25 protein-coding genes, 2 tRNA genes and 1 rRNA gene are annotated in these 26,321 nt (G+C 42.6%); 21 read left to right on the top strand and 7 right to left on the bottom strand.

The annotated features are described in order from the left end of the window. Positions 1-11: 11 nt before the first annotated feature. The 8 genes from rrf to tsaD all read left to right on the top strand — a co-directional run bounded on the left by rrf (position 12) and on the right by tsaD (position 4,181). Positions 12-127 (top strand): 5S ribosomal RNA (rrf, locus tag KHQ79_RS17235). A 22-nt stretch (positions 128-149) separates the two neighbouring features. Beyond that, positions 150-226, top strand: a tRNA-Met gene (locus tag KHQ79_RS17230). 62 nt (positions 227-288) lie between these two features. Continuing rightward, a tRNA-Asp gene (locus KHQ79_RS17225) sits at positions 289-365 on the top strand. Positions 366-544: 179 nt separating this feature from the next. Then, positions 545-1,522: a thiamine-phosphate kinase gene (gene thiL, locus KHQ79_RS17220; RefSeq protein WP_225516269.1), complete on the top strand. Its 978-nt coding sequence runs from the start codon at positions 545-547 to the stop codon at positions 1,520-1,522. A 14-nt stretch (positions 1,523-1,536) separates the two neighbouring features. Further along, a complete protein-coding gene (gene tsaE, locus KHQ79_RS17215; protein WP_225516267.1) occupies positions 1,537-2,013 on the top strand; it encodes a tRNA (adenosine(37)-N6)-threonylcarbamoyltransferase complex ATPase subunit type 1 TsaE in 477 nt (158 codons plus the stop codon). Further along, entirely contained in the window at positions 1,994-2,683 is a 690-nt protein-coding gene (gene tsaB / locus KHQ79_RS17210; protein WP_225516265.1) for a tRNA (adenosine(37)-N6)-threonylcarbamoyltransferase complex dimerization subunit type 1 TsaB, read from the top strand. The genes tsaE and tsaB overlap by 20 nt, the downstream gene beginning before the upstream one ends. Before the next feature lie 9 nt (positions 2,684-2,692). Further along, entirely contained in the window at positions 2,693-3,148 is a 456-nt protein-coding gene (rimI, locus tag KHQ79_RS17205; protein WP_225516263.1) for a ribosomal protein S18-alanine N-acetyltransferase, read from the top strand. Then, a complete protein-coding gene (gene tsaD / locus KHQ79_RS17200) occupies positions 3,141-4,181 on the top strand; it encodes a tRNA (adenosine(37)-N6)-threonylcarbamoyltransferase complex transferase subunit TsaD (RefSeq protein ID WP_225516261.1) in 1,041 nt (346 codons plus the stop codon). Before rimI ends, tsaD begins: the two co-directional genes overlap by 8 nt. Positions 4,182-4,407: 226 nt before the next feature. On the opposite strand, the gene KHQ79_RS17195 is transcribed toward tsaD, so the two are convergent. Next, a complete protein-coding gene (locus KHQ79_RS17195) occupies positions 4,408-6,336 on the bottom strand; it encodes an ABC-F family ATP-binding cassette domain-containing protein (protein WP_225516259.1) in 1,929 nt (642 codons plus the stop codon). A 125-nt stretch (positions 6,337-6,461) separates the two neighbouring features. Between KHQ79_RS17195 and moaC the strand changes: the two genes are divergently transcribed. Genes moaC through tatC form a run of 4 tightly spaced genes read left to right on the top strand, consistent with a single transcriptional unit; the run spans position 6,462 to position 8,584 of the window. Then, a complete protein-coding gene (moaC, locus tag KHQ79_RS17190; protein WP_003243499.1) occupies positions 6,462-6,974 on the top strand; it encodes a cyclic pyranopterin monophosphate synthase MoaC in 513 nt (170 codons plus the stop codon). Next, a complete protein-coding gene (locus tag KHQ79_RS17185; protein ID WP_044426873.1) occupies positions 6,971-7,618 on the top strand; it encodes a redox-sensing transcriptional repressor Rex in 648 nt (215 codons plus the stop codon). Before moaC ends, KHQ79_RS17185 begins: the two co-directional genes overlap by 4 nt. Positions 7,619-7,639: 21 nt before the next feature. Then, positions 7,640-7,813 (top strand): sec-independent protein translocase protein TatAY, encoded by a 174-nt coding sequence (gene tatAY / locus KHQ79_RS17180; protein ID WP_003225684.1) that lies wholly within the window; start codon positions 7,640-7,642, stop codon positions 7,811-7,813. Between the two features lie 6 nt (positions 7,814-7,819). After that, a complete protein-coding gene (tatC, locus tag KHQ79_RS17175; RefSeq protein ID WP_225516257.1) occupies positions 7,820-8,584 on the top strand; it encodes a twin-arginine translocase subunit TatC in 765 nt (254 codons plus the stop codon). A 36-nt stretch (positions 8,585-8,620) separates the two neighbouring features. On the opposite strand, the gene KHQ79_RS17170 is transcribed toward tatC, so the two are convergent. Together KHQ79_RS17170 and KHQ79_RS17165 are read right to left on the bottom strand one after the other, a co-directional pair. Then, positions 8,621-8,812 carry a YdiK family protein gene (locus KHQ79_RS17170; protein WP_003225680.1) on the bottom strand — a complete coding sequence of 64 codons (192 nt, stop codon included), beginning with the start codon at positions 8,810-8,812 and terminating at the stop codon, positions 8,621-8,623. After that, entirely contained in the window at positions 8,809-9,543 is a 735-nt protein-coding gene (locus tag KHQ79_RS17165; protein WP_225516255.1) for a CPBP family intramembrane glutamic endopeptidase, read from the bottom strand. Before KHQ79_RS17165 ends, KHQ79_RS17170 begins: the two co-directional genes overlap by 4 nt. Before the next feature lie 238 nt (positions 9,544-9,781). Between KHQ79_RS17165 and groES the strand changes: the two genes are divergently transcribed. Together groES and groL are read left to right on the top strand one after the other, a co-directional pair. Further along, the gene (gene groES / locus KHQ79_RS17160; protein ID WP_003155970.1) at positions 9,782-10,066 is read left to right on the top strand and encodes a co-chaperone GroES; all 285 of its coding nucleotides are present in this window, start codon (positions 9,782-9,784) and stop codon (positions 10,064-10,066) included. A gap of 46 nt (positions 10,067-10,112) precedes the next feature. Continuing rightward, a complete protein-coding gene (gene groL / locus KHQ79_RS17155; protein WP_225516253.1) occupies positions 10,113-11,747 on the top strand; it encodes a chaperonin GroEL in 1,635 nt (544 codons plus the stop codon). Between the two features lie 275 nt (positions 11,748-12,022). Here the strand turns inward: groL and KHQ79_RS17150 are convergent, their stop codons facing one another. Then, complete coding sequence (locus KHQ79_RS17150; protein WP_225516251.1) at positions 12,023-12,364, bottom strand: tRNA-Val4; 342 nt, start codon at positions 12,362-12,364, stop codon at positions 12,023-12,025. Positions 12,365-12,855: 491 nt separating this feature from the next. On the opposite strand from KHQ79_RS17150, the gene KHQ79_RS17140 reads away from it, so the two are divergent. Then, complete coding sequence (locus tag KHQ79_RS17140; RefSeq protein WP_375294393.1) at positions 12,856-13,851, top strand: alpha/beta hydrolase; 996 nt, start codon at positions 12,856-12,858, stop codon at positions 13,849-13,851. A gap of 98 nt (positions 13,852-13,949) precedes the next feature. Here the strand turns inward: KHQ79_RS17140 and KHQ79_RS17135 are convergent, their stop codons facing one another. After that, positions 13,950-16,445, bottom strand: coding sequence for a tetratricopeptide repeat protein (locus tag KHQ79_RS17135; RefSeq protein WP_225516249.1), 2,496 nt, complete (start codon positions 16,443-16,445; stop codon positions 13,950-13,952). Positions 16,446-16,649: 204 nt separating this feature from the next. On the opposite strand from KHQ79_RS17135, the gene gutB reads away from it, so the two are divergent. The 3 genes from gutB (at position 16,650) to KHQ79_RS17120 (ending at position 20,225) form a co-directional block, all read left to right on the top strand. Continuing rightward, a complete protein-coding gene (gene gutB / locus KHQ79_RS17130; protein ID WP_225516247.1) occupies positions 16,650-17,711 on the top strand; it encodes a sorbitol dehydrogenase in 1,062 nt (353 codons plus the stop codon). Between the two features lie 73 nt (positions 17,712-17,784). After that, a complete protein-coding gene (locus KHQ79_RS17125) occupies positions 17,785-19,161 on the top strand; it encodes an MFS transporter (RefSeq protein ID WP_225516245.1) in 1,377 nt (458 codons plus the stop codon). 101 nt (positions 19,162-19,262) lie between these two features. Next, positions 19,263-20,225: a carbohydrate kinase family protein gene (locus tag KHQ79_RS17120; RefSeq protein WP_225516243.1), complete on the top strand. Its 963-nt coding sequence runs from the start codon at positions 19,263-19,265 to the stop codon at positions 20,223-20,225. Between the two features lie 61 nt (positions 20,226-20,286). Here KHQ79_RS17120 and KHQ79_RS17115 read toward each other — a convergent pair whose 3' ends face one another. Further along, positions 20,287-21,282: a potassium channel family protein gene (locus tag KHQ79_RS17115; RefSeq protein WP_225516241.1), complete on the bottom strand. Its 996-nt coding sequence runs from the start codon at positions 21,280-21,282 to the stop codon at positions 20,287-20,289. Between the two features lie 609 nt (positions 21,283-21,891). Here KHQ79_RS17115 and iolT point away from each other — a divergent pair. Next, complete coding sequence (iolT, locus tag KHQ79_RS17110) at positions 21,892-23,313, top strand: myo-inositol transporter IolT (RefSeq protein WP_225516239.1); 1,422 nt, start codon at positions 21,892-21,894, stop codon at positions 23,311-23,313. Between the two features lie 48 nt (positions 23,314-23,361). On the opposite strand, the gene bdhA is transcribed toward iolT, so the two are convergent. After that, the gene (gene bdhA, locus KHQ79_RS17105; RefSeq protein ID WP_225516237.1) at positions 23,362-24,402 is read right to left on the bottom strand and encodes a (R,R)-butanediol dehydrogenase; all 1,041 of its coding nucleotides are present in this window, start codon (positions 24,400-24,402) and stop codon (positions 23,362-23,364) included. A 437-nt stretch (positions 24,403-24,839) separates the two neighbouring features. Between bdhA and walM the strand changes: the two genes are divergently transcribed. Then, on the top strand, positions 24,840-25,211 hold the full coding sequence (gene walM, locus KHQ79_RS17100) for a cell wall metabolism protein WalM (protein WP_004397746.1): 372 nt from the start codon (positions 24,840-24,842) through the stop codon (positions 25,209-25,211). Positions 25,212-25,276: 65 nt separating this feature from the next. Continuing rightward, positions 25,277-26,320: a type IV pilin N-terminal domain-containing protein gene (locus KHQ79_RS17095; protein WP_225516235.1), complete on the top strand. Its 1,044-nt coding sequence runs from the start codon at positions 25,277-25,279 to the stop codon at positions 26,318-26,320. Position 26,321: the final 1 nt, after the last annotated feature.

Genomic DNA, 26,321 nt, shown 5'->3' with positions numbered 1-26,321 from the left:
CTCTCAATTTGTTTGGTGGCGATAGCGAAGAGGTCACACCCGTTCCCATACCGAACACGGAAGTTAAGCTCTTCAGCGCCGATGGTAGTCGGGGGTTTCCCCCTGTGAGAGTAGGACGCCGCCAAGCTTTTATCATAAATTATTATCATCGCGGGGTGGAGCAGTTCGGTAGCTCGTCGGGCTCATAACCCGAAGGTCGCAGGTTCAAATCCTGCCCCCGCAACCAAAATATATAAATGAAATAAGGAGTGCCCGAAGGGTGCACCCAAAATCATTTTATACAAATATGGTCCGGTAGTTCAGTTGGTTAGAATGCCTGCCTGTCACGCAGGAGGTCGCGGGTTCGAGTCCCGTCCGGACCGCCATTATTGTAAACGAAACGATCATGTTTTCGTTTTTTTTGTGTTTTCTTTTACTGTATCTTCTGCTTGGTGTCATAGCCAAGCTTTCTTTATATGGACAAAATCTTGGATATTCCAGCAAAATTCGATACACTAGGAAGAGCACATATAGGCATAAGCAGGTTGAAAGGGGGCGTTGGTTCATGGATGAATTTGATTTGATACATAGCATTACTCCGCGGACCATTCACCATTCTTCCGTTGATGTAGGAATTGGTGATGATGCAGCGCTCTACACTGCGAAACACGGTGTTCAGGAAATTGTTTGTGTCGATACTATGGTAGAAGATGTGCATTTTAAATTACACTATTCCTCACCTGAAGATATCGGGTATAAGGCGTTAGCTGTTAATATAAGTGATATTGCCGCGATGGGAGGTATTCCAAAATTTTATTTGGTATCACTTGCGGTACCTTCAAAATGGACGGAATCTGAAATCAAGGCGATGTATGAAGGAATGAATGAACTGGCGAAACTATATCATATGGATCTGATTGGCGGTGATACAGTCTCTACCTCTGACAAATTAGTCGTTACAGTCACTGTAATCGGTGAAGTTGAAAAGGGACGGGCCTGTTTGCGCAGCTTGGCAAGACCGAATGATATTGTGTTTGTAACCGGTGAAATCGGTTCATCTGCAGCAGGACTTTCTTTATTATTAGATGAGACTAATCCTCAAAACTCAGCTATAGACACGGCTTACTTTATCAACAGGCATAAAAGGCCTCAGCCAAGAGTAAGCGTCGGCAGATTATGCTCGAGTTTTAAGCGGATAGCTTTGAATGATATCAGTGACGGATTAGCTAGTGAACTGAATGAACTTGCAGAAGCCAGCTGTGTTTCAATTGAAATTGATGAAAGCATGCTTCCAGTCCATTCAGATTTGCCTAAGCTTCATCCTAACTGGAAAGAATGGGCTTTGTTTGGCGGTGAGGATTTTGAGCTGACAGGGACGGTTTCAAAAGAGGAATGGGAAGTGTTGAAGCAGAAGTGCGAAACATGTCAACTGCCCATTGCAAAGATTGGCCATGTCAGAGAAAAAACAGAATCCAATGTGATCCTAAAAACATATAAAACAACAATGACCTTAGAGAAAAAAGGATATAATCATTTTAAATAAGACAGGTGACTCGTGTGAAGCAATTAAAGTGGAGAACTGTAAATCCTGAAGAAACAAAGGCGATTGCTAAGCTGACTGCAGCGTTTGCTAAACCGGGAGACGTCCTGACATTAGAGGGCGATTTAGGAGCCGGAAAAACGACTTTTACGAAAGGTTTTGCGGAAGGACTTGGAATTACACGTGTTGTAAACAGTCCGACTTTTACAATTATAAAAGAATATAATGATGGTATACTTCCTCTTTATCATATGGATGTGTATAGAATGGAAGACGAAAGTGAAGATTTGGGGCTTGATGAATATTTTCACGGACAAGGTGTCTGTCTTGTTGAATGGGCCCATTTAATTGAAGAACAGCTGCCGCAGGAGCGACTGCAAATTGTCATTAAAAGAGCTGGTGATGATGAGCGGGAAATGACCTTTACTGCTGTCGGGAATCGGTATGAAATGCTTTGTGAGGAGATAAGTAGACATGACAATATTAGCGATTGACACATCAAATTATACGTTGGGCATTGCGCTGCTTCGAGGAGACACCGTCATAGCAGAACACATTACATATTTGAAAAAGAACCACTCTGTAAGAGCGATGCCTGCTGTTCATTCATTGCTGAATGATTGTGATATGACACCGCAGGATCTTTCTAAAATTGTCGTTGCCAAAGGCCCTGGTTCATACACAGGAGTAAGAATAGGTGTGACGCTTGCCAAAACACTTGCCTGGTCTTTACATATTCCGATTGCTGCTGTATCAAGCCTTGAGGCGCTAGCGGCAAATGGACGGCATTTTGACGGTCTGATCAGTCCTATCTTTGATGCAAGACGGGGACAGGTGTATACAGGTCTGTATGAATACAAAAACGGGCTTTTGGAGCAAGTTGTTGCTGATCAAAATGTGATGTTAGCCGAGTGGCTGGAGATGCTAAAAGAAAAGGATCGCCCAGTTTTGTTTTTAGGTCATGATACTTCTATTCACAAGCAGTTGATAGAGGATGTGCTTGAGACAAAAGGAATCATTGGAGCTGCTGCTCAGCATAACCCGCGTCCATCAGAATTGGCTTTTTTAGGGGCGGAAAAAGAAGCAGCTGATGTTCACGGGCTTGTCCCGGAGTACTTGCGGCTGGCAGAAGCTGAAGCGAAATGGATTGAAAGTCAAAAGTAGGGTGATAGGATGAAAACAAAAGCAGCGGTCAGAAACATGGAGCTTGATGATATTGATCATGTATACGAAATCGAAACATCCTCTTTTACGTCTCCTTGGACGAAGGATTCGTTTTATCATGAGCTGATGGAAAATCCGTATGCTCATTATCTTGTGATTGAAAAGGACGGCCATGTTGCTGGGTATTGCGGGATTTGGATCGTGATGGACGACGCCCAAATTACAAATATAGCGATAAAACCGGAGTATCGCGGCCAGTCTTTAGGAGAAACGCTTTTTCGCTCAGCGATTGAACTGTGCAAAGAAAAAGACGCAAGACGGCTTTCGCTTGAAGTGAGGGTTTCTAATCATCCTGCTCAAGGCTTATATAAGAAGTTCGGGATGCAGCCCGGCGGAATAAGAAAGAACTATTATACTGATAACGGGGAAGATGCGTTAATTATGTGGGTGACGATAAATGAGTGAGCAAAAAGAGATTTACGTATTGGGAATTGAAACAAGCTGTGATGAGACAGCGGCAGCTATCGTAAAAAACGGAAAAGAAGTCATGTCGAACGTAGTGGCCTCACAAATTGAAAGCCATAAGCGCTTCGGAGGCGTTGTTCCGGAAATTGCTTCAAGACATCATGTTGAGCAAATCACTTTGGTCATAGAAGAAGCTTTTCGTAAAGCCGGCATGACGTATAGTGATATTGATGCGATTGCAGTAACTGAAGGTCCGGGACTGGTGGGAGCGCTTCTTATCGGAGTGAACGCTGCTAAAGCATTGAGCTTTGCGCATAACATTCCGTTAGTTGGCGTCCATCATATAGCCGGTCATATATACGCGAACCGTCTTGTAGAAGAGATTGTGTTCCCGGCACTGGCATTGGTCGTTTCAGGGGGCCATACGGAATTGGTTTATATGAAGGAACACGGATCATTTGAAGTTATTGGGGAAACTCTCGATGATGCAGCAGGAGAAGCTTACGACAAAGTGGCGCGAACGATGGGACTGCCGTATCCGGGAGGACCGCAAATTGACAAGCTTGCTGAAAAAGGGAATGACAATATTCCGCTTCCTCGCGCATGGCTCGAAGAAGGCTCTTACAATTTCAGCTTCAGCGGGTTGAAGTCTGCGGTGATCAATACGCTTCATAATGCGTCTCAAAAAGGACAAGAGATTGCTCCGGAAGATTTGTCTGCCAGTTTCCAAAATAGCGTGATAGATGTCTTGGTGACAAAAACGGCACGTGCGGCAAAGGAATATGGTGTCAAACAGGTCCTTTTAGCCGGAGGGGTAGCTGCAAACAGAGGCCTCAGAGCCGCATTAGAAAAGGAATTTGCCCAGCATGAAGGGATTAAGCTCGTCATTCCTCCGTTAGCGTTATGTACGGATAATGCTGCAATGATTGCTGCGGCTGGTACAATTGCTTTTGAGAAGGGCATTCGCGGTGCATATGATATGAATGGCCAGCCTGGCCTTGAATTGACTTCTTATCAAAGTCTCACGACATAATGGCGTGAGACTTTTTATCTGTTATTAACAGATAATTCTCAATTTATCCACATATCTGTTAGTAATTATGAAGATATCGATGGATAAAGGGCTGAAGACACTGTTAATAAAGTGGATAAATTCAGAATATTTTGTGGATAATGTGTATAAAGCGCTTACTTCGTTTGCTTGTAAGGTTATTTTCTGTGGATAAAAAGCACCTCTAAAAAGAGGTGCTTGACTTTTTTTAAGCTTCTTCTGTGGATAGTTCTTCCCATTCAGACAAAAGAGTTTCCAGCTCCTGATTGAGCTTTTCGTTGTCTGCATGGATCGCTTGTACCTTTTCATGGTCTTGATAGACTTCAGGATCACAAAGCAATTCATCATTGTGACTTATGTTTTCTTCAATGGCTTGAACAGCGGTTTCAATTTCTTCGATCCGACGGAGCCGTTGGCGCTCTTTCTTTTTCCATTCTTTTTCTTCTTCATATGAACGTTTTGAGTCGGACTTTATCGCAGCAGGAGTTTTATCGGTTTCCTCTTGCTGATTCATTTTCTCCAGTTCAAGCTGCTCTGTTTTTTTCTCGGTATAATAATCGTAATCTCCCAGATACTCCTCTATATGGTTTGGAGAAAGCTCAAATACTCTTGTGGCAATTCTGTTAATAAAATACCTGTCATGTGAGACAAATAACAGTGTGCCTGGATAATCAATCAGCGCGTTTTCGAGAACTTCTTTGCTGTCTAAGTCCAGGTGGTTCGTCGGTTCATCAAGGATGAGAAAATTGGCTTTTTGCAGCATCAGCTTAGCAAGGGCCAATCTTGCTTTTTCGCCTCCGCTCAGTGAATGGACGGGTTTCAGCACATCATCTCCGGAGAATAAGAAATTGCCGAGACAAGTTCGGATTTCTTTCTCCGGAAGACCAGGGTACTCATCCCACAGCTCATCAAGGACGCGTTTAGAGGAAGTCAGTTCAGCCTGCTCCTGATCATAGTAGCCGACACTGACATTCGAGCCGTATGAGATTATTCCATGATCTGGCTTTAGGGTGTCCATTAATGTTTTCAGCAATGTCGATTTACCGATTCCGTTAGGGCCGACAAGCGCGGCGCTTTCTCCTCTTGTGAGCATGAACGACACTTCTGTTAAAAGCGGCGGCTGGTTTTCATAGCTGATTGTGAGATCTTGAACGCGCAGGACTTCGTTTCCGCTCTGTTTTGTAATATCAAAATGAAAGTTTGCGGATTTTTCATCGCCGAGCGGTTTTGACATGACTTCCATTCGCTCCAGCTGCTTTCGGCGGCTTTGTGCTCTTTTTGTGGTAGAAGCTCTCGCCAGATTTCGGTCTACGAAGTCCTGAAGCTTTGCGATTTCATCCTGCTGCTTTTCATACATTTTAATATCTTTTTCATACTGCGCGGCTTTTTGGTCGAGATAAGCGCTGTAGTTGCCGTGATACTTTTTGCTTTCAGCTCTTGATACCTCGTAAACTTGGTTTACCACTTTGTCCAAAAAGTAGCGGTCATGCGAAACGATCAGAATGGCGCCTGAATAGCCTTGCAAATAATGTTCAAGCCAGGTTAGCGTATCAATATCGAGATGGTTTGTCGGCTCATCGAGAATGAGCAAATCAGGCTGTGTTAACAGAAGCTTACCAAGGGCCAGCCTTGTTTTCTGACCTCCGCTGAGGCTTTGCACCTGTGTTGAATCGTCAAAATGGCTGAAGCCGAGACCATGCAGCACAGATCTGACATCTGCTTCATATTGATAGCCGCCTTTATCTCTGAATTCCTGCTGAAGCCGGTCATAGGTTTTCATGATGCTTTCCAATTCACCGGGATCAGCTGCCGCCATTTTTTCTTCGATAACCCGCATTTCCTTTTCCATTGCTTTTAAGTGGTCAAAAACAGTCAGCAGCTCTTCTTTTATGGTAAGCTTAGAATCCAAGCCCGTATGCTGGGCAAGATATCCCATTGTAATATCTTTTGGTTTAATGATTTCGCCCTTTTCATACGAAAGCTGGCCTGCGATAATTTTAAGCAGCGTAGATTTTCCCGCGCCATTTCTTCCTACAATGGCAATGCGATCACGATTTCTGACTTCCAGCTTTATATTGTTTAAAATAGTATCAGCGCCAAACGATTTGGACAGCTGATTAACTTGTAAGATCATCATATTATTTCACCTCTGCTATAATAAGTTAAGTGTAGCTTATGAATCAGAAGTCAGCAAACAATACATTGGCCGAATAAGACATAGAGAAGAAAATAGTGTATGATCTGTTTAAGGAGAGTTTTAATATGAATGGATTTTCTCATTTTAATGAACAGGGCAGAGCCCAGATGGTGGACATCAGCGAAAAATCTTCGACTGTCCGTACTGCGGCAGCTGTTTCAAGCGTACACATGAAGAATGAAGTGTACGAAAAAATACAAAGTCATGATATCGGCAAAGGAGATGTACTGGCTGTTGCGCAGGTGGCAGGCATTATGGCCGCAAAGCAAACGTCCAATATCATTCCGATGTGCCATCCGCTTTCACTGAGCGGGGTAGATATATCGTTTGACTGGAAAATAAAAGAAGCAGAAGTTATACTTCATATAAAAGCACAGGTCAAAACGAAAGGGAGTACAGGTGTGGAAATGGAAGCGCTCACTTCTGCATCGGTGTGCGCTCTTACCGTTTACGATATGTGCAAGGCCCTTGATAAGGGAATGGTCATCGGCCCTACTTTCTTGCTGGAGAAGACAGGCGGGAAAAACGGTGACTTTAAAAGAGAACTATCCGAGTATAATTTGGAGGACCAAAAATGAATAAGGATCAATCAAAAATTCCGCAGGCGACGGCAAAACGGCTGCCGCTTTACTATCGCTTTTTAAAGAATCTGCATGCATCAGGAAAGCAGCGTGTATCATCCGCTGAACTCAGTGATGCCGTAAAGGTTGATTCTGCCACGATTCGCAGGGATTTTTCCTATTTTGGAGCTCTTGGCAAAAAAGGATATGGATATAATGTGGATTATTTGCTGTCATTTTTCCGAAAAACGCTTGATCAGGATGAGATGACAGACGTTATCTTGATTGGTGTCGGGAACTTGGGAACGGCATTTCTTCACTATAATTTCACAAAAAATAATAACACAAAAATTTCTATGGCTTTTGATATAAATGAGAGTAAAATAGGAACTGAGGTAGGCGGCGTGCCTGTCTATAACCTTAATGACCTTGAACAACACGTAAAAAATGAATCAGTTGCCATTCTTACAGTGCCAGCAGTTGCCGCTCAATCCATTACAGACAGATTGGTCGCGTTAGGAATCAAGGGAATTCTTAATTTTACGCCGGCCCGTTTGAATGTGCCGGAACACATTCGAATTCATCATATAGATTTAGCTGTAGAGCTTCAGTCACTGGTTTATTTCTTGAAGCATTATTCAGTTTTAGAGGAAATCGAATAGAGGGAAAGGAGGAGCCCAAATATGCCGATCGGTCCTGGAAGCCTTGCTGTTATCGCAATCGTTGCTCTGATTATCTTCGGTCCCAAAAAGCTGCCTGAGTTGGGGAAAGCTGCGGGAGACACACTTCGTGAATTCAAAAACGCAACTAAAGGATTAACGAGTGATGACGAGGAAAAAAAGAAAGAAGATCAGTAAGTTAGGATGACACGAATGAAAGTGAATCAAATGTCGCTGCTGGAGCATATTGCTGAGCTTCGAAAACGGTTGCTGATTGTGGCGCTGGCGTTTGTCGTTTTCTTTATCGCGGGATTTTTTTTAGCGAAGCCGATTATTGTATATCTGCAAGAAACAGATGAAGCGAAGCAGCTTACGCTTAACGCGTTTAATCTGACAGACCCGCTGTATGTGTTTATGCAGTTTGCGTTTATCATCGGCATTGTCCTGACCTCGCCGGTTATTCTTTATCAGCTTTGGGCTTTTGTGAGCCCAGGCCTCTATGAGAAAGAGCGCAAAGTAACGCTCAGCTACATTCCGATCTCTATTTTGCTGTTTTTAGCGGGCTTATCTTTTTCATATTATATTTTATTTCCTTTTGTTGTTGATTTTATGAAGCGGATTTCTCAGGACTTGAATGTCAATCAGGTGATTGGAATTAATGAGTATTTTCATTTTCTCCTGCAGCTGACGATTCCGTTTGGACTGTTGTTCCAAATGCCAGTCATCCTCATGTTTTTGACCAGGCTTGGAATTGTGACACCAATGTTTTTAGCGAAAATCAGAAAGTATGCGTATTTTACGCTGCTGGTGATCGCTGCCCTGATTACTCCGCCTGAGCTTTTGTCTCATATGATGGTCACTGTCCCGCTTTTGATTTTATATGAAATCAGTATTCTTATATCGAAGGCCGCTTATCGGAAAGCGCAGAAAAGCAGTGCTGCCGATCAGGACGTGTCTCCCGGGCAATAATAAAAAATCCATTTCTCATTGAGAAATGGATTTTCTTTATTTCTGGTTCTTTTTGATTTTAAAAGAAAAGGCGAACATCTTAAAAGAAATGCTGATGTTGTAAGCGGCGAACACCATCAGCAGGATGGAGTAAAATGACCACATGCTGCCTGGCGAGCTTGCGGCAAGATAAGTAAAGATGCACCCTACGGCAAAATAGATCATTCCCCAAACTACCGGGTTTCTCATAAAAATAATCCTCCAATAATCAATTGCATTTGTGTACTCTGCTGTTCAAGGTACTTCTGAACAGGCTCAAGCTGCATGATGACGACGAATGTATTCATCATTACGTGGGCGAAAATCGGCACCCATATCCGTTTTGTTCTTGCATACAAGAAGGCAAAGGTAAAGCCCATTGCTGTATAGAGAAGGAGGTGCTTCAAATCAGCGTGAACAATACCGAAAATAACCGAGCTGATCAGTCCGGCAAAGAAGAAATTCGTTTTTTCGTACAGTGTGCCGAAAATGATTTTTCTGAAGATGATTTCTTCTAATATAGGTCCGACGACAGAAGAAACCATAATCATGAGCGGGACTGCCTGAATGACATCCAGAATAGCTTGTGTATTTTCTGATTCTCTTCCGATGCCAAATACATAATATTCAATAGAGCCTGCTAATCCTTGCGAGAAGAGGGCAATGAAAAAACCGGCTATCGCCCAAAGGATAGAAAGTCCGACGGAGTCTTTCCGGCCGTTTCGCAGCGTTGTTTTCGGAACAGTTCTCAGAATGAGCAGAACGACAACGAGACAGGCGATAAAGCTGATAACGGACCATAATCCTTGTGCGTGCAGCATATTCTCCTTTGTAGGCTGTCCTCCGGCATAACCGAATTTAAATAACAAGGGAATCCCGATTAATGCGGAAAACTGCATGATGATATATGTCAAAATAATAAACCAATACTGTTTTCTCAAATGGTATGTACTCCTTTGTTAAATGGGTTTCGTTCATCTACAGCTATTGTAACATAATCGGAACGGGGGTGAAAAAGCTAAGGGAAAAGGGAGCTGAAAAGAATCATGTAAGCGTGAAAAAATTTTTATCTTATCACTTGAAATTGGAAGGGAGATTCTTTATTATAAGAATTGTGTTAGCACTCTTTAGTGTTGAGTGCTAAAATTACATATTCATACTATTGAGGAGGTTATTACATTGTTAAAGCCATTAGGTGATCGCGTTGTCATTGAACTCGTAGAATCTGAAGAAAAAACTGCCAGCGGAATTGTGTTGCCGGATTCTGCAAAAGAAAAACCGCAAGAAGGCAAAATCGTGGCAGCTGGTTCAGGTCGCGTGTTAGAAAGCGGAGAGCGCGTTGCTTTAGAAGTAAAAGAGGGCGACCGCATTATCTTCTCAAAATACGCAGGTACTGAAGTGAAATACGAAGGTACTGAATACTTAATCTTACGTGAAAGCGACATTTTAGCTGTTATCGGCTAATTCTTAAATAAACAATACTTAAAACATTTGAGGAGGTCTTGTAAACATGGCAAAAGAAATTAAGTTTAGTGAAGAAGCTCGCCGCGCAATGCTTCGCGGTGTCGATGCACTTGCTGATGCTGTAAAAGTAACTTTAGGACCAAAAGGACGCAACGTGGTTCTAGAGAAAAAATTCGGTTCTCCGTTAATCACAAATGACGGTGTAACAATCGCAAAAGAAATCGAGCTTGAAGACGCGTTTGAAAACATGGGTGCTAAGCTTGTTGCTGAAGTAGCCAGCAAAACAAACGACGTTGCCGGTGACGGTACAACAACTGCGACAGTTCTTGCGCAAGCTATGATCCGTGAAGGCCTTAAAAACGTAACAGCAGGCGCTAACCCTGTAGGCGTGCGTAAAGGTATGGAAAAAGCTGTAGCGGTTGCGATTGAAAACTTAAAAGAAATTTCTAAGCCGATCGAAGGCAAAGAGTCTATCGCTCAGGTTGCTGCGATCTCTGCTGCTGATGAGGAAGTCGGAAGCCTTATCGCTGAAGCAATGGAGCGCGTAGGAAACGACGGCGTTATCACAATCGAAGAGTCTAAAGGCTTCACAACTGAGCTTGAAGTTGTTGAAGGTATGCAATTCGACCGCGGATATGCATCTCCTTACATGGTAACTGACTCTGATAAGATGGAAGCGGTTCTTGACAATCCTTACATCTTAATCACAGACAAAAAAATCACAAACATTCAAGAAATCCTTCCTGTGCTTGAGCAGGTTGTTCAGCAAGGCAAACCATTGCTTCTGATCGCTGAGGATGTTGAAGGCGAAGCACTTGCAACACTTGTTGTGAACAAACTTCGCGGTACATTCAATGCAGTTGCTGTTAAAGCTCCTGGCTTCGGTGACCGCCGTAAAGCAATGCTTGAAGACATCGCTGTCCTTACTGGCGGAGAAGTCATCACAGAAGATCTTGGCCTTGACCTGAAATCTACTCAAATCGCTCAATTGGGACGCGCTTCTAAAGTTGTCGTTACAAAAGAAAACACAACAATCGTTGAAGGCGCTGGCGAAACAGACAAAATTTCTGCCCGCGTAACTCAAATCCGCGCTCAAGTGGAAGAAACAACTTCTGAATTCGACAGAGAAAAATTACAAGAGCGTCTTGCTAAACTTGCTGGCGGCGTAGCTGTCATCAAAGTCGGCGCTGCGACTGAAACTGAGCTGAAAGAGCGTAAACTTCGCATCGAAGACGCCCTGAACTCAACTCGCGCAGCTGTTGAAGAGGGCATCGTATCCGGTGGTGGTACAGCACTTGTAAATGTATATAACAAAGTGGCTTCAGTTGAAGCTGAAGGTGATGCTCAAACAGGTATCAACATCGTGCTTCGCGCACTTGAAGAGCCAATCCGTCAAATCGCACACAACGCTGGTCTTGAAGGATCTGTCATCGTTGAACGCCTCAAAAACGAAGAAATCGGCGTAGGCTTCAACGCTGCAACTGGCGAATGGGTAAACATGATCGAAAAAGGTATCGTTGACCCAACAAAAGTAACTCGCTCAGCTCTTCAAAACGCTGCGTCTGTAGCTGCAATGTTCTTAACAACAGAAGCCGTTGTCGCTGACAAGCCAGAAGAAAACGCTGGCGGCGCAGGAATGCCTGATATGGGCGGCATGGGCGGTATGGGCGGCATGATGTAAAACCGACAAAAAACCCTTGATTTCCAAGGGTTTGTCGGCAACGGACGTCATTTTTGATGCCCTTTTGATGCCATTTATAAATTTTCGAGGCTTCTCATGAGTTCACCGAACTTGTGAGAGGCTTCTTTTTTTTCTGTCTTTTTTTGATGTGTAAATAAACCTGTGTAGTATGTGCGGGCTTACATGGCATTTATGGACCGAAAACAAAAGCAAAAATTGAAGCGATATTGAAGTAATAAAAAGGTCCCTTGAAATTCAAGGGACCTACAAAGGTTTCAATCATCACTCTTATACCTTTGTAGGATCTTGTCTCTCCAGATAAGCATAAGTTCTTTAAATTTTACTGTTTCCAAGGAATTTTTATCGTTTTCACTTTCTGTATAAAGGTGTTCTACGACAGTTTTATCTTTTTTTATATATGCAATGATGGTGTTTAATTGAATCTCATATTCTTGAGAAGAACGATCCAATACTTCTTGAACAATATTTAAATATTCATCAGCTTCCTCTACTGAAACAATATTTTCAATGAAATCGGAAAAGTATTCTAGTTCTGTTGGAAGAACTATTCTTAAGTATCCTAAAGGGTCTCTTTTAAATTTAAATGAATATCCCATGATAAATCAGTCTTTCCTTTTTATTTATTCTTAGTTTACTTTATCCGTTCATTACTCTTTGTAGAGCTTATCTAATAACTCCGTAAATAGGGTTTAAAAATTATTCGTCCAAACCTTTGTTACTTCTCTCTCTATTGCAGACAGGAGACCATATTGGTATACTCTCATACGACAAAAAAGACCCAGTTATCTAAATAATAGTGCCACCAACACTCTTAGACGGTCTCCCCTAGGAAAGTACTGTCAAAGAGAAATCCTGTTAAAATGTCTATTTGTGCTGCTTTTTTTTAGCTACTAAAAGATAATGTTTTCCTTGCAATTAGAAACTAGTCTTTTATGTTAAAGCAACAGAATAATGATTTCCGATCCCCAAAAATTCACTGTTGATGGAGTTAGATTCTTGATGAAATCCGTCCCAACTCTATGGAGACAGACAACCCAATTATCAACTTCTGATATTATTTTTTATGATTATCAAGGAGGACTTAATAGTGCATTTCTCAAAAATGATAGATCGCTTTGCTTTATATGATTTACACAGAAAAAGAAGCAAAGATAAACATTTTTCTGCTGCTTTTACAGTCGATATAGATGATAGAGAGGAATTTTACAGTGCAAATATAGCTGATGTTTCAATTAATTTGAATAAATCTAAAAAAAGTTATAGGGTTGGAACATTTAGTTATGAATCCTTAATTCAAACTGGGAATCTTGTTAATGATACTTTAAAAGGGGAGGTTTTTTTAAATAAAAATGATATAGATCAACCCAATGTCATCTTTGTACACGGTTGGCGCATGGATTCGTACAATAGGATCAAAAAAATATTTCATAATCGTATAATGAACGATTTAGGCTGGAACATGTATTATTATTCTCTTCCATACCATTTTGAAAGAGAACCGGAAAATTCACTGTATAGTGGCGAGTTGATGATTAGTGCAAATATTGATCGTACAATTGAGTCGTCAAGACAGGCCGTAGTAGATTTACGAGCGTTAATTCATTGGATAAAAGCAAATAAAAAAGGCCCTGTTATCATAGTGGGAGTAAGCTTAGGGGGATGGGTTACTAATCTAATTGCTACCCTAGAATCTCAAATTGATGTAATGGTATCAATCTTTTATGCCAATCGCCTTTCTTATTCGATATGGAACACGATCCCAGGTAAATACATAAGAGAGGAATTAGAACAAAATGGTGTGACCTATGAAGATTTAATAAAATATTGGAATATCACAGATCCTAGTCAAGTCTTGCCTAAAGTTAATAAAGATAACATTCTGCTGATTTCTGCTAAACATGATCAGTATATTGACTTAAAAGATGCAGATTATTTATGGGAAAGTTGGGGGAAACCCACAAGATATGTTTACAATTGTGGTCATTCTGGTATTGTTCTTTGTCGCAAAAAACTGGCAAATGATACGCTTTCCTTTATACGAGAAAGAATACATACGGGAAAAACTGGTTCAGTACATTTGTAGATCTTAATAAGAAAGGAAATGCAACTGCGACTTCAGTTGGCATTTCCTATTTATAATAAAGAAACTGAGTGAGATTGCTGACAGAACTACTATGCGTACTAGTCGTTTTCATTAGTCACCCTTGCCAATTGTTCCACCTCTCCCCGTATCCCAATCGCAGGCTCCCACGAATCAATCAAACGAATCGCCTTTTGATTAGCTTCCACCGCTTTCGTTTTCTCTCCTTTACGGTACAACAGCTGTGCCATCCCATAATAATAATAGATCAACTCAACCTGATTCGCGTTGTGTTTGTCATAGAGCATCTGCTCAAAGGCTTCTTCCGCTTTCTCAAACTGGTCACACTTCACGTAAGCCACACCTAGATTGAAATAGGCTTCTATCGTTTTTTCGCCGCCGTACGTGGAGCTTATCTCATTTGCCGCTTCGTATAATTGAATGGCTTTTTCATCATGACTTCTCACAAAGCTTAAGTCCCCGCGAACCAGTAGAACCCTGTGTTGAATTGTAGGTGAAATCGGTTGATCTTCGATTTCGTTTAAAATTACTTTTGCTTTTTCCTGTTGCCCGGCTTTTAAAAACAGCCTTGCTTGCAGTGCGTGTCCCCATACGTTTAAATCGTGGGCATCGAGATCTTCTGCGTCTGATTGTTCCAGAATCTTCAGTCCGGCTTCAATTTGCTGAAGCGCCCCATCTAAATCATTGACTTCCATCAGTGCCCAGCCTGCTGTGTCGATTCGGAAGAACGCTTCTCGTGTGTGTTGGCCTAATTGATGGGCGGCATCGGCGGCTTTGCGTCCGTATTCGATTCGCAGGGGCAGGTTGATTCTGCTTAGAAAATGGCTGATGCGGGTGATGAGTTCGATTAGGGTTTCTTTTTGTCCGGTTTCACTTGTCCATTGGATGACCTTTAAGATGTTTGGCCATTCTTTTTTCATTTGATCTAAATTCCGTCCCAGAAGGTAGCTCCAATAGATAGAGTTGGGCTGTTCCCGTTTTAAATGGGTTTCGGCATAATCAATATAATAGTGAGCCCAGCGGCTGCGGGCTTCTTTTTCATATTCATGCTGTTCGGACAAGTGCTGTTCTCCGTAAGCGACAACGGTTTGATGCGCTAAGTATTGTGTCCTTCCCTCGCTTCGTTCCGGCTGAATCAGGGCATATGACCGCATTTGTTCCATAGCGTAATGAAAACGGCGGGCGTCTAATCCGGCCGCTGCCGCCAGACTTTTATCATCCGGCGGCTTGCTGAAAAAGCAAAGTGCCTGCCATAGCTTTCGCGTATCTTCGTTGCATCTTTCCCAAGTGCGGCCAAAGAGGAACTCAAACAATTCCAGCAGTGAGTAGCCCGCTTTTCCAAGTTCATGAATCAGCTGCTGAGCGGGAATGTCATCGTCTGACATATAGGCGATGCTGAGTGCCATGGCTTTCGGGTTTCCGGCAGTTGCTGAAATGAATTCGTTCTTCAGTTCAGACGATAGATGGAACAGCTGCTCCAGCTTTTCCCGTTTATGTGGAAGGTTGCATGTTTGTAAGCAGCGGTGCACTTCTTGCTGAAAAAATTCAAGGGCATCTGTTTGGTCAAGGCCGCTCAGCTGGATGGCCGCCATTTCTCCGAAGCTTTCTCGATAGGTTTGCTTTACGTTTTCCCGTGCTGTAAGGAGAACTTTTACGCCTTGCGGAAGGCTGGTGATAAATTCGTGAATGTCACGTTCTGCGGTATCGATGCTGTCAACGATCAGCAGTACTGGTTTTTCTTTTGTGTAATTGGCTAACGCATTGCGGACGACGAATCGTTTTTCATTGATTGATTTATCGATTTGTTCAGAGCGTCCGAGCTGATAGGCGATCGTATTTAAAAAATCGCTAAAGCTTAAACCTTTCCAATCGGCGCTGACCCAGATGATGCTGTTGAATGCCGGCCAATCTGAAGAATTGCCGACACAGGAATAGGCAGCTTCAAGAGCGATTGTGGTTTTACCCATGCCGGCCCAGCCTGTGATTAAACAGACTGGTGACGGAGAAAGCATCCATTGTCGTATTGCTTCCATATCAAAGCTGCGTCCGATAAAGTTTCCGGACCAGCGTGATGGTAAGTTATGCATGATAGGCTGTTCTGAAAGCGTATTCGTTTCTTGGCTGGTTCTGTCATGAAACAGCCGCTTTACTGCTAGTTCAATATCGTTATCACTTGGAGCTCCGAATGACCCGTCTTTTCGCAGCGTTTTAGCTTTTTTCAAACAAGACGCTGCCCATACAGGCAATGCGGGTTTGATAACAGGGATGGTGGTGGTTTCCAGCAGGCCGGTCAGCCACTCGATATCCAAGTCGGTCTTTTCGAGAATGATCCAGATCATTCCGAACAGTTTTCCGTCGTCAATTCTTCCGGGAATATAGTTTGCACCCATCTGTCCGATCCAGCTTTTGATCGTGTTAGAGGAGACCCCCAGCTGGAGTGCGATTTTATCTATATAAGAATGTCCTGTTTTTTCATTCTTTTTCCTTCTGACTTTATAATCAGGATGAAGTTTTAGTGATTTGACGCCAGGTGCCAGCAGTTGTGCAAATTGTTTCCGGTTTTCAAGTTCAGCCATAAGCCTGCACCTCCTATTAGTACTATTTTATCAATCCAGCGTTTTTTGTATATGAGAAAATAGTAAAGTACAGTGCGGCTGTCCTTTTATACAGCAGAAAAGGCTGTTGAACGTGCTGAAAAGCAGATAAAATGAGGGCAGTAACAGAGAAAACAAAAATGTATGCACTTACATTTTTGTTTTTTAAAGAAAGGAATTTGCCAAATGACTCACACAGTACCTCAAAGCATGAAAGCGGCTGTTATGCACAACACAAGAGAGATCAAAATCGAAACATTGCCTGTGCCTGACATCAATCATGATGAAGTGTTGATTAAGGTGATGGCTGTCGGGATTTGCGGATCAGATCTGCATTACTATACAAATGGCAGAATAGGCAACTATGTAGTGGAAAAACCATTTATCCTTGGCCATGAATGCGCGGGAGAAATTGCCGCTGTCGGATCGTCTGTCAATCAATTTAAGGTGGGAGACCGTGTCGCTGTTGAACCGGGTGTCACGTGCGGACGCTGTGAGGCGTGCAAGGAAGGACGCTATAACCTTTGTCCGGATGTACAGTTTTTGGCTACACCGCCGGTAGATGGCGCGTTTGTTCAATATATTAAAATGCGTCAGGACTTTGTTTTTTTGATCCCAGACTCACTTTCCTATGAAGATGCGGCTTTGATTGAACCGTTTTCTGTCGGCATTCATGCAGCGGCGAGAACGAAGCTTCAGCCGGGATCAACAATTGCGATTATGGGAATGGGCCCTGTGGGGTTAATGGCTGTTGCGGCAGCTAAAGCATTTGGGGCAGGCACAATTATCGTGACCGACTTAGAGCCGCTGCGGTTAGAAGCTGCGAAAAAAATGGGAGCGACTCATATTATCAATATCCGTGAACAGGACGCGCTTGAAGAGATTAAAACGATCACAAATGATAGAGGCGTTGATGTTGCTTGGGAGACAGCGGGAAATCCTGCGGCATTGCAATCCGCACTGGCTTCTGTGCGTCGGGGCGGGAAACTGGCGATTGTCGGTTTGCCTTCTCAGAACGAGATTCCGCTCAACGTGCCGTTTATTGCGGATAATGAGATTGATATTTACGGGATCTTCCGTTATGCCAATACGTATCCAAAGGGAATCGAATTTCTTGCTTCAGGCATTGTGGACACGAAGCATCTAGTAACGGACCAATATTCGCTGGAGCAGACGCAAGATGCGATGGAGCGGGCGCTTCAATTTAAGAATGAATGTTTAAAAGTGATGGTGTATCCAAATCGCTGAGTGAACAGGGAGGATCTTCGTATTCTCCCTCTTGTTTACTGGAAATGAAAACGGATTCTTGGGGTGGGAAATGATGATTGAAACAGAAAAAGCAACGACATTGAAGGCGAAGCATCACGGTCTGTCCTGGTTTGAACGAATCGGATATGGTTTCGGTGATATGTCGTATAATATTGTCTTTCAGTTTGTAAACGCATACTTATTATTCTATTATACAGACGTCGGCGGCATTCAGCCTGCGGTGATCGCAACTTTGTTTCTTGTTGTGCGGGTGCTGGATGCTATTTTTGACCCGATTATGGGATTGATTTTAGACAAAACGAACACAAGGTGGGGAAAGGCAAGGCCGTATCTGTTGTGGGTGGCATTCCCTTTTGCGCTTTTTACCTTTTTATGTTTCACGACGCCTCATTTCGGTGAGACGGGGAATATGGTATATGCGTACATCACCTATATTCTGCTTGGGATGTCCTTTAGTATGCAAACGATTCCGGTGAACAGCTTAACGGGGCGGATGACGAATTCTGTGGAGGAACGAACGGTTCTAACAACAACCCGGATGATTTTGGTGTATATCGGCATTCTTTTATCTATTTCCTGTGCGACACCGCTTGCAACTGCTATCGGAGGGGAAAATCAGGCGTTTGGGTTTCAAATGACGGCGCTCATCTATGCGGCGGTCAGCATCGTTTTGAATCTATTCAGTTTCTTTACTGTGCGGGAGCGGATTCAGCCTAAAAAGAGAAAAAAACAAGGGATCAAAAAGACGTTATCCGTTTTATTCCGAAACAAACCTTTGCTTATATTAATTTCATCATTTTTGGCTTTTGCGATCGGGTTTAATATTAAGCTCAGCACGATGGTGTACTATTTTACGTATAACGTAAACCATAAAGAATTTGTATTTTTGGGAACCGTTTTATTTTTCGGAGCAGCGCTGATCAGCAATTTGTTTATCCCTTTCTTTTCTGAGAAGTGGGGCAGAAAACAAGTCATGATCATCACGGCGGCTCTATCGCTTGTTTCTTATGCCGGCCTGCATTTTACGCCGTATTCTTCTATTACACTCATTTTTATTTGGCTTTTTGTTTCCGGATTTTTCACAACGCCTTTAAATACGCTTGCTTGGGGTATGGTTGCGGATTGTGTCGATTATGCGGAATGGAAAACCGGAGTTCGCGCGGATGGTGTGGTCATTTCCAGCATGAGCTTTATTAATAAGCTGGGTGTTGCGTTAGCCGGGTCATTTTCGGCCATTTATTTAGGGATTGCCGGGTATGTCGCGAATGCAGACCAGACAGTCACGTCATTGAATGCGATTAAAAATATGAATGCTTTAATCCCGGGATTATTTATTTTGCTTTCTATTATTCTCATTGCCTTCTATCCTTTAACTGAAAAAAGATATAAGCAAATCATTTCAGAGCTGGAGCAGAGGTCTGCGAGATAAATATATGTAAAATTTTTAATATTCGATGTAAACGGTTGTATTTATAGGAGAAAGTAATATACTGAGACTGTAATCTAGACTTTATAAATGAGTGTGATAATATGCGTAGTCATTCTGTTGTTTGTATTGGAGAATTGTTGATCGACTTCTTTTGTACCGATATTGATGTTGATTTAATGGAAGGACGCAATTTCTTAAAAAGTGCCGGCGGTGCACCGGCGAATGTGTCAGCAGCCATTGCCAAGCTGGGCGGAGATGCTGCTTTCAGCGGAAAAGTAGGCAAGGATCCGTTTGGGTATTTTCTCAAGCAAACATTGGACGCTGTACAGGTGGATACCTCTATGCTTGTCATGGATGAGAAAGCGCCTACAACGCTTGCTTTTGTGTCATTAAAGGAAAATGGAGAGCGAGACTTTGTTTTTAATAGAGGCGCGGACGCTTTGTTTACGCTGGAGGACATTGACCAGGAAAAACTAAACGAAGCGAAAATCCTTCATTTTGGCTCAGCGACGGCACTGCTATCAGATCCGTTTTGCTCAGCCTATTTACGTCTTATCTCGATTGCAAAAGACAATGGGCAGTTTATTTCGTTTGACCCTAACTATCGTGAGGATTTATGGAAGGGAAGGGTTTCAGAGTTTGTAAGTGTCGCAAAAAGAGCGATTGCTTTAAGTGATTTTGTGAAAGTCAGTGACGAGGAGCTTGAGATTATCAGTGGTGCGAAGGATCATGAAGAGGGCGTTGCGATCCTTCATGAGATCGGAGCTAAAATTGTCGCTGTGACACTTGGGAAAAGCGGGACTCTTCTTTCGAATGGAAAAGATCGTGAAATCATTCCAAGCATTCCAGTGACATCAATCGACTCAACAGGGGCGGGAGATGCTTTCGTCGGCGCGGCTTTATTTCAATTGGCAAACACGGATCAGATTCAATCTGTAGATGCTGATTTTGCGAAGCTCCGTGAGATTGTGTCATTTGCCAATAAGGTGGGAGCTCTTGTGTGCACTAAAATTGGAGCGATTGATGCACTGCCCAGCATGAAAGAAATTGAAGTTACTCTATAAAACATCGGGGATGTTTCTTGAAAGTCTTTGGACTTTTGGGAAGCATCCTTTTTTTGTTTGCCTACTCTCGTTCAGGCCATTTTCGGGCACCGGCTTGGATAATTCCCAGCAGTAATTGACGCCGTTCCTTTAAATAATTGATGGCAGTTTGGAATGTTTGCTTTGATAAAGTTGGTATGCCTGATTCTTGAAGCTTTGTGATATCTGGTTCCGGCGGTGCTTGTTCAGCCGGATGGATATAGGCTGTATGGACGGTATCCAAGTAGTTTTTGATACTTGACCGCGTTTCTTTGATGTGAAGCTGGTTCGGCTGATATTGATCAGGAATGCCGTATTTCAAAATGGTTAATGCTTCATCCAATACGGTGACAGCTATAACGGATGATTCCTCACGCTGCGTGCTATGGTAAAAATGAAGGATAGGGAAGGCGTTATGCTGAGCGGTCAGCTTACCCAGCTCTGATGAGAATGTGATAAGAAGGAAATCAATGTCGTGAAAATCCTTGCCGTTCCATGCAGTCTGGACAATTTCTGTTCCGTCATGCCCAAGACTTAATACACTTTGGGCAAATGACCGCTTTTGATTCACCGCACTCAAGACGGAAATTAAATACGTGACAGAAAATGTGATGGTAAGAAGGCCTTGAGCTGTTTCAAGGACAGTGACAAGCTTCCAGAGGTCTCCGTTCGGAGCGAGGTCGCCATTTCCTAATGTAAACATGACATAGCCGGTAAAATAAATTCGATCTGGCCAGGATGCCGGTTCTTTCGATTGAGTTCCGACGAGTGAATGAGGGTCACTCGAGAAAATCAAAACCCACCCGCTCCAAAATAAACTGATCCATATCACTAACGTTAGGCATAACAGCAGAGGACCTGCCGTGCTGAGAACCTTTGCATGGTCTCCGCTGATTTTGCGGCAGCCTTTCCACAGCCATGCAGACAGACATCTTGTGATGGGGCCTGCACCGCTCTCTAACCATAATGTAGTCCATAAAAAATCAATCATTCCCGCTGTCAACAATATAAGGCCTGCAATGACATATACCTCATTCAATTTTGTTGCCTCCCCTAAGCCAGCCATCATTTATTTTCCTTTTCTATTTCCTTTTGTCTCGATTCTGAAACAATTGTTCGGATGTTTGATAAGAAAGTCATTGCAGAAAAGATAGGAGAAGTTACTCAAAACTTACTCATTTTGTCGATATGAGCAGATGAACAGAAACTCACAGGAATTTTGACTTGATTTCCACATTTTTATGAAGAAAAAAGTTCATTTTCCCCTTGAATTGGTCATTTTGCTTTTATTGAGTAAAAAATTTTCAGAAATTTATATTGACTGAAAGCGTTTTTATAATTATGATAATATCAGATGTAACAAAAATGTCACTATGATATCACTACAATAGAACTATGAAGTGACTATAAAATAACAAGTTATGAAGTATATGTGCAAAGAAATACCCACTGTTCTTTTAGTGGAAAATGAAATCGCTTCCAAGAGAACTGCCATGCTAAGAAGAAGGGAAGGTTATGAGGCCATTGGAGAAAAACATGATGAACTTTTTTCTGCAGCCTGCTTACGACATGTGAGGAAGGCAGCAGCCCTAGAATAAGTTTTTGAAATACGCATTGACCGATTTTGAAAAAGACTGGGGGAAACAGTATGAATAAACAAGGCAATCAAATGTCATTTTTACGTACAATTATTTTAGTCTCGACTTTCGGCGGTCTCCTCTTCGGTTATGATACCGGCGTGCTCAATGGAGCTTTGCCGTATATGGGAGAGCCAGACCAGCTTAACCTCAATGCCTTCACAGAGGGGCTTGTCACCAGTTCACTTCTTTTTGGAGCCGCGCTCGGTGCTGTGTTTGGCGGCAGGATGTCTGATTTTAATGGCCGCCGCAAAAATATTTTGTTCCTCGCTGTTATATTTTTCATTTCAACGATCGGGTGTACGTTTGCTCCAAATGTAACGGTCATGATTATTTCCCGTTTTGTGCTTGGCATTGCAGTCGGGGGTGCATCAGTTACGGTTCCTGCCTATTTAGCGGAGATGTCTCCTGTGGAAAGCAGGGGGCGGATGGTGACGCAGAATGAATTGATGATTGTATCAGGACAGCTTTTGGCCTTTGTTTTTAATGCAATCCTTGGAACAACAATGGGAGAGAACTCCCATGTGTGGAGATTTATGCTGGTCATTGCGTCGCTTCCAGCCGTATTCCTGTTTTTCGGAATGATCAGAATGCCTGAGAGTCCTCGCTGGCTCGTTTCTAAAGGGAGAAAAGAAGATGCTTTGCGGGTATTGAAAAAAATCAGGGATGAAAAGCGGGCTGCATCTGAGCTGCAAGAAATTGAATTCGCTTTCAAAAAAGAAGATAAGCTTGAAAAAGCGACGTTTAAAGATCTTTCAGTCCCATGGGTGCGCCGGATTGTGTTCATTGGAATCGGGATTGCGATTGTACAGCAAATTACAGGTGTAAACTCGATTATGTATTATGGGACTGAAATTTTAAGAGATTCTGGTTTTCAAACGGAGGCCGCTTTAATCGGAAATATCGCGAATGGCGTGATCTCGGTATTGGCAACATTCGTTGGAATCTGGCTGTTAGGGAGAGTAGGCCGCCGGCCGATGCTGATGACAGGCTTGATCGGTACGACAACGGCATTATTGCTGATCGGGATATTCTCACTTATACTCGAAGGATCACCGGCACTTCCATATGTGGTCCTGTCATTAACGGTTACATTCCTTGCTTTCCAGCAGGGGGCAATTTCACCAGTGACGTGGCTGATGCTTTCTGAGATTTTCCCGCTTCGCCTTCGCGGTCTGGGAATGGGCGTCACGGTATTCTGTCTGTGGATGGTGAATTTTGCAGTCAGTTTCACTTTCCCGATATTGCTGGCCGCCATTGGCCTGTCCACAACGTTCTTTATCTTCGTTGGATTAGGCATTTGCTCTGTCCTGTTTGTGAAGAAGTTTTTACCGGAGACGAAAGGGCTTTCGCTTGAGCAGCTGGAGGATAACTTCCGCGCTTATGATCGCGGCGAGGTGAAGAAAGAGTCTGGCGCTGAAGTGATTGGATAAGATAAAAAAAGAATCCGCATACGGGCGCGGATTCTTTTTAGTTTCAAATTAGTTAGGTCTGACAAGGATTTTGACTTGGTTTTTCTCTTTAATAAGAGCCCCGAAGCCTTCCTCGATCAAATCGTCTAACACGATTTTTTTCGTTACGAGTTTGTCAGCTGAGAAATAGCCTTCTTTCATTAATGACAATACAGCCGGGAAGATGTCGCGGTATCCGATAATTCCTTTTACTGTACGTTCTTTGATTACGATATCGTTCGGATGGATTTCAGCGCCTTTTTCCCAAATGCTGACGATGACTGTTTCACCGGCAATTGTAGTGGATTGGATCGCTTGTCGTAATACAACTGGAACGCCTGTAACTTCGAATGATACGTCAACACCGCCGCCGGTACGCTCTGCAATCTCAGCGACTACATCGTCTGTTTTGGACGGATCAACGATGATGGCTCCAAGCTCCTCAGCTTTTTGCTGGCGTTCAGGTGAAAGCTCAACAGCGTAAATATCAGTCGCACCAGCAGCCTTCAGCGCTTCAATCACAAGAAGTCCGATCGGACCGCAGCCGAATACAGCCGCTTTGTCGCCGGCTTTGATTTTGCTTGAGCGGACAGCATATAAAGCGACCGCAGAAGGCTCAACGAGCGCACCTTGTTCATATGATAATTCATCAGGAAGCTTGAACAACAGCTCTTCATCTACAGAGACGTATTCAGAGAAACCGCCGCCTCCGCCGGCTAAGCCGAGGAATCCCATTTGTTCATCAAGGTTGTAAGCACCCTGGTGGCCGTGTGTCGCAAAAATCGGTTCGACTACGACGCGGTCTCCTGCTTTATAGTTTTCAACGCCTTTTCCAACTTCAACAACTTCACCGGAGAATTCATGGCCCATGGTGACAGGTGCTGTTTCATTCGTTAATGGATGCGGTTTGTCAACCGGAATAAAGATCGGGCCGCCCAGATACTCATGTAAATCACTGCCGCAGATGCCGCACCATTTGACTTTGATCTTTACTTTTCCCGGCTCTGTTTTTGGCTCTTCGATATTTTCAATACGGATATCCTTTTGGTTATGCCATCTTGCTGCCTTCATGGATTACCACTCCTATATCTTTTGATATGAGTAATTCCGCATCGGTCAATATGAACTGTTCACAAAATCGCCATTTTTAAAACCAAAAAAGAAATGAAATTTTTATATAATATAATCTACGTTTTTTTGAAAAAAGAAATTTTGAAGAAAAAAGAGTCTCGCACACTCTTTTTTCTTTATATGAGAGTATGAATCGTTTACATAGCTATGAATTTGGTTTGAACAATACGGTAATGGTTCGTTCATATTGAATGCGACAACTACTCTATCAACAATTATAACGCTAACACTGCAATTATAATAGGATAATCTTCCATGGTTTATTTTAGCAGAGGTTACTTTTCAGACTTTGTAACATTACTGTAAGGATATTGAAATAAAAAATCCCTGGTTCATCGTGTATAATTTTCCTAGATGTTAACAAACAGGGGGACGAAATGTTGAAGAAAGTCATTTTAGCCGCTTTTATCTTAGTAGGAAGTACTTTGGGAGCTTTGAGTTTTTCATCAGATGCCAGTGCGAAACATGTGAACGGAAATATTACTTGGTATAATGGAGTCGGGAAAAAAGGCTCTTCAGGTAAAAAACTTGGACATTGGGATTGTGCGACCAAGATCGGATTTGATGTTCCTAGAAACGGGACGAAAATCAGAGCTTATGCAAAAGCGAAACCTAAAAAGGTGATTACGGTTTACAAAAATGATGTTGGCAGAATGCCTAATGCAGTCCTGGATGTAAGCCCTAAAGCGTTTAAAGCGCTTGGATACCCATTAAGCAAAGGAAAAGTAGCGGGACATTACAGCTATTAATCTACATATATAATCTGTAAAGCAAGAAGTCATATTCTTGCTTTTTCTATTGGTGGAGATAAAAGATGAAAAAAAGAATCATATTATTGTTAACTATCGTGATAGCAGCCGCTGTGGCGGGTTTTGCGTTTTATATTGTAAAGGATAAAGGCCATGAGAGCGCTGATGTTTCAGTAAATACGGAAAGCGGTGATAAGCTGCTTGTTTCGATTACGAATACCGATCTGCTGACGAAGTATTATGAAAATGATAAGGTGATCCATGAGGAGAAGCTGACTAGCTATCCGGCATTTGCCTTGGATCAAAAGCAGCAGGTGCTCTATTATACAGGCAATAATGATCAAAATGAAATGAGGCTTTTTAAGCTGGATCTAAAGTCTAATAAAAAGACGATGCTCTATAAAGGTGCGGAGAGTGCCGACAGCCTGTTTTTATCAAAGGACCGTTCAACCATCTATTTCCGTTTAGGAAAAGCGGACGAAAGCAATTTCCGGATCGCATCCTTTGATCTGAAAACAAAGAAGTATAAAAACCTTTATCCCGCCGCGAATGATCAGGATGACAGCGTCAGCAGCTTCTTTTATAACAAAAAAACAGATTCATTTGCATTGCTTCATTATTCTGTAGAAGAAGACTACAAGAAAACAGATGAAGCGAACGAAAAGGGGATCGATCCTGAACCGACAACGATTCATTTTGCTGCAGGCCATCAAAACAAATTTGATGAGCTGAAGAGCCTTGACCAGTTTATCAGCGATATTGCTGTTTCTGATGATGATAAACGTATATTGTTTACATCATATACACAAAAAGGCACGGAGCAAACCGCTTCTATTCAGATGCTGAATGCGGACACGAAAAAATATGAAAACATCATTTCAAATCAAAAATCATTTAAGCTGTTAATGGACGCACAGCCGCAGTTCTCTAAGGATGGAAAGAACATTTATTTTCTTGCCGAAGCCGAGGGGGCTAAAAAACTGAAGGATGAAACAGGGCGTGAAGCCAAGGTGCGGACGATTTATTCCTATAACCTTGAAAGTAAGACGTTTAAAAAAGTGTGGGAAAATCCGAACGGCATCATCAACAGCTTTTCTGTCATCAACTAAT

The organism is Bacillus sp. TSO22, assembly GCF_020223595.1.
GTDB classification, from domain to species: domain Bacteria; phylum Bacillota; class Bacilli; order Bacillales; family Bacillaceae; genus Bacillus; species Bacillus inaquosorum.
This window is presented reverse-complemented; position numbering and strand designations above follow the sequence as displayed.

Coding starts and splice junctions, on each gene's coding strand:
- thiL (WP_225516269.1), top strand. CDS start 545: ATGGATGAATTTGATTTGATACATAGCATTACTCCGCGGACCATTCAC.
- tsaB (WP_225516265.1), top strand. CDS start 1,994: ATGACAATATTAGCGATTGACACATCAAATTATACGTTGGGCATTGCG.
- rimI (WP_225516263.1), top strand. CDS start 2,693: ATGAAAACAAAAGCAGCGGTCAGAAACATGGAGCTTGATGATATTGAT.
- tsaD (WP_225516261.1), top strand. CDS start 3,141: ATGAGTGAGCAAAAAGAGATTTACGTATTGGGAATTGAAACAAGCTGT.
- KHQ79_RS17195 (WP_225516259.1), bottom strand. CDS start 6,336: ATGATGATCTTACAAGTTAATCAGCTGTCCAAATCGTTTGGCGCTGAT.
- moaC (WP_003243499.1), top strand. CDS start 6,462: ATGAATGGATTTTCTCATTTTAATGAACAGGGCAGAGCCCAGATGGTG.
- KHQ79_RS17185 (WP_044426873.1), top strand. CDS start 6,971: ATGAATAAGGATCAATCAAAAATTCCGCAGGCGACGGCAAAACGGCTG.
- tatAY (WP_003225684.1), top strand. CDS start 7,640: ATGCCGATCGGTCCTGGAAGCCTTGCTGTTATCGCAATCGTTGCTCTG.
- tatC (WP_225516257.1), top strand. CDS start 7,820: ATGACACGAATGAAAGTGAATCAAATGTCGCTGCTGGAGCATATTGCT.
- KHQ79_RS17170 (WP_003225680.1), bottom strand. CDS start 8,812: ATGAGAAACCCGGTAGTTTGGGGAATGATCTATTTTGCCGTAGGGTGC.
- groL (WP_225516253.1), top strand. CDS start 10,113: ATGGCAAAAGAAATTAAGTTTAGTGAAGAAGCTCGCCGCGCAATGCTT.
- KHQ79_RS17150 (WP_225516251.1), bottom strand. CDS start 12,364: ATGGGATATTCATTTAAATTTAAAAGAGACCCTTTAGGATACTTAAGA.
- KHQ79_RS17135 (WP_225516249.1), bottom strand. CDS start 16,445: ATGGCTGAACTTGAAAACCGGAAACAATTTGCACAACTGCTGGCACCT.
- gutB (WP_225516247.1), top strand. CDS start 16,650: ATGACTCACACAGTACCTCAAAGCATGAAAGCGGCTGTTATGCACAAC.
- KHQ79_RS17125 (WP_225516245.1), top strand. CDS start 17,785: ATGATTGAAACAGAAAAAGCAACGACATTGAAGGCGAAGCATCACGGT.
- KHQ79_RS17120 (WP_225516243.1), top strand. CDS start 19,263: ATGCGTAGTCATTCTGTTGTTTGTATTGGAGAATTGTTGATCGACTTC.
- iolT (WP_225516239.1), top strand. CDS start 21,892: ATGAATAAACAAGGCAATCAAATGTCATTTTTACGTACAATTATTTTA.
- bdhA (WP_225516237.1), bottom strand. CDS start 24,402: ATGAAGGCAGCAAGATGGCATAACCAAAAGGATATCCGTATTGAAAAT.
- walM (WP_004397746.1), top strand. CDS start 24,840: ATGTTGAAGAAAGTCATTTTAGCCGCTTTTATCTTAGTAGGAAGTACT.
- KHQ79_RS17095 (WP_225516235.1), top strand. CDS start 25,277: ATGAAAAAAAGAATCATATTATTGTTAACTATCGTGATAGCAGCCGCT.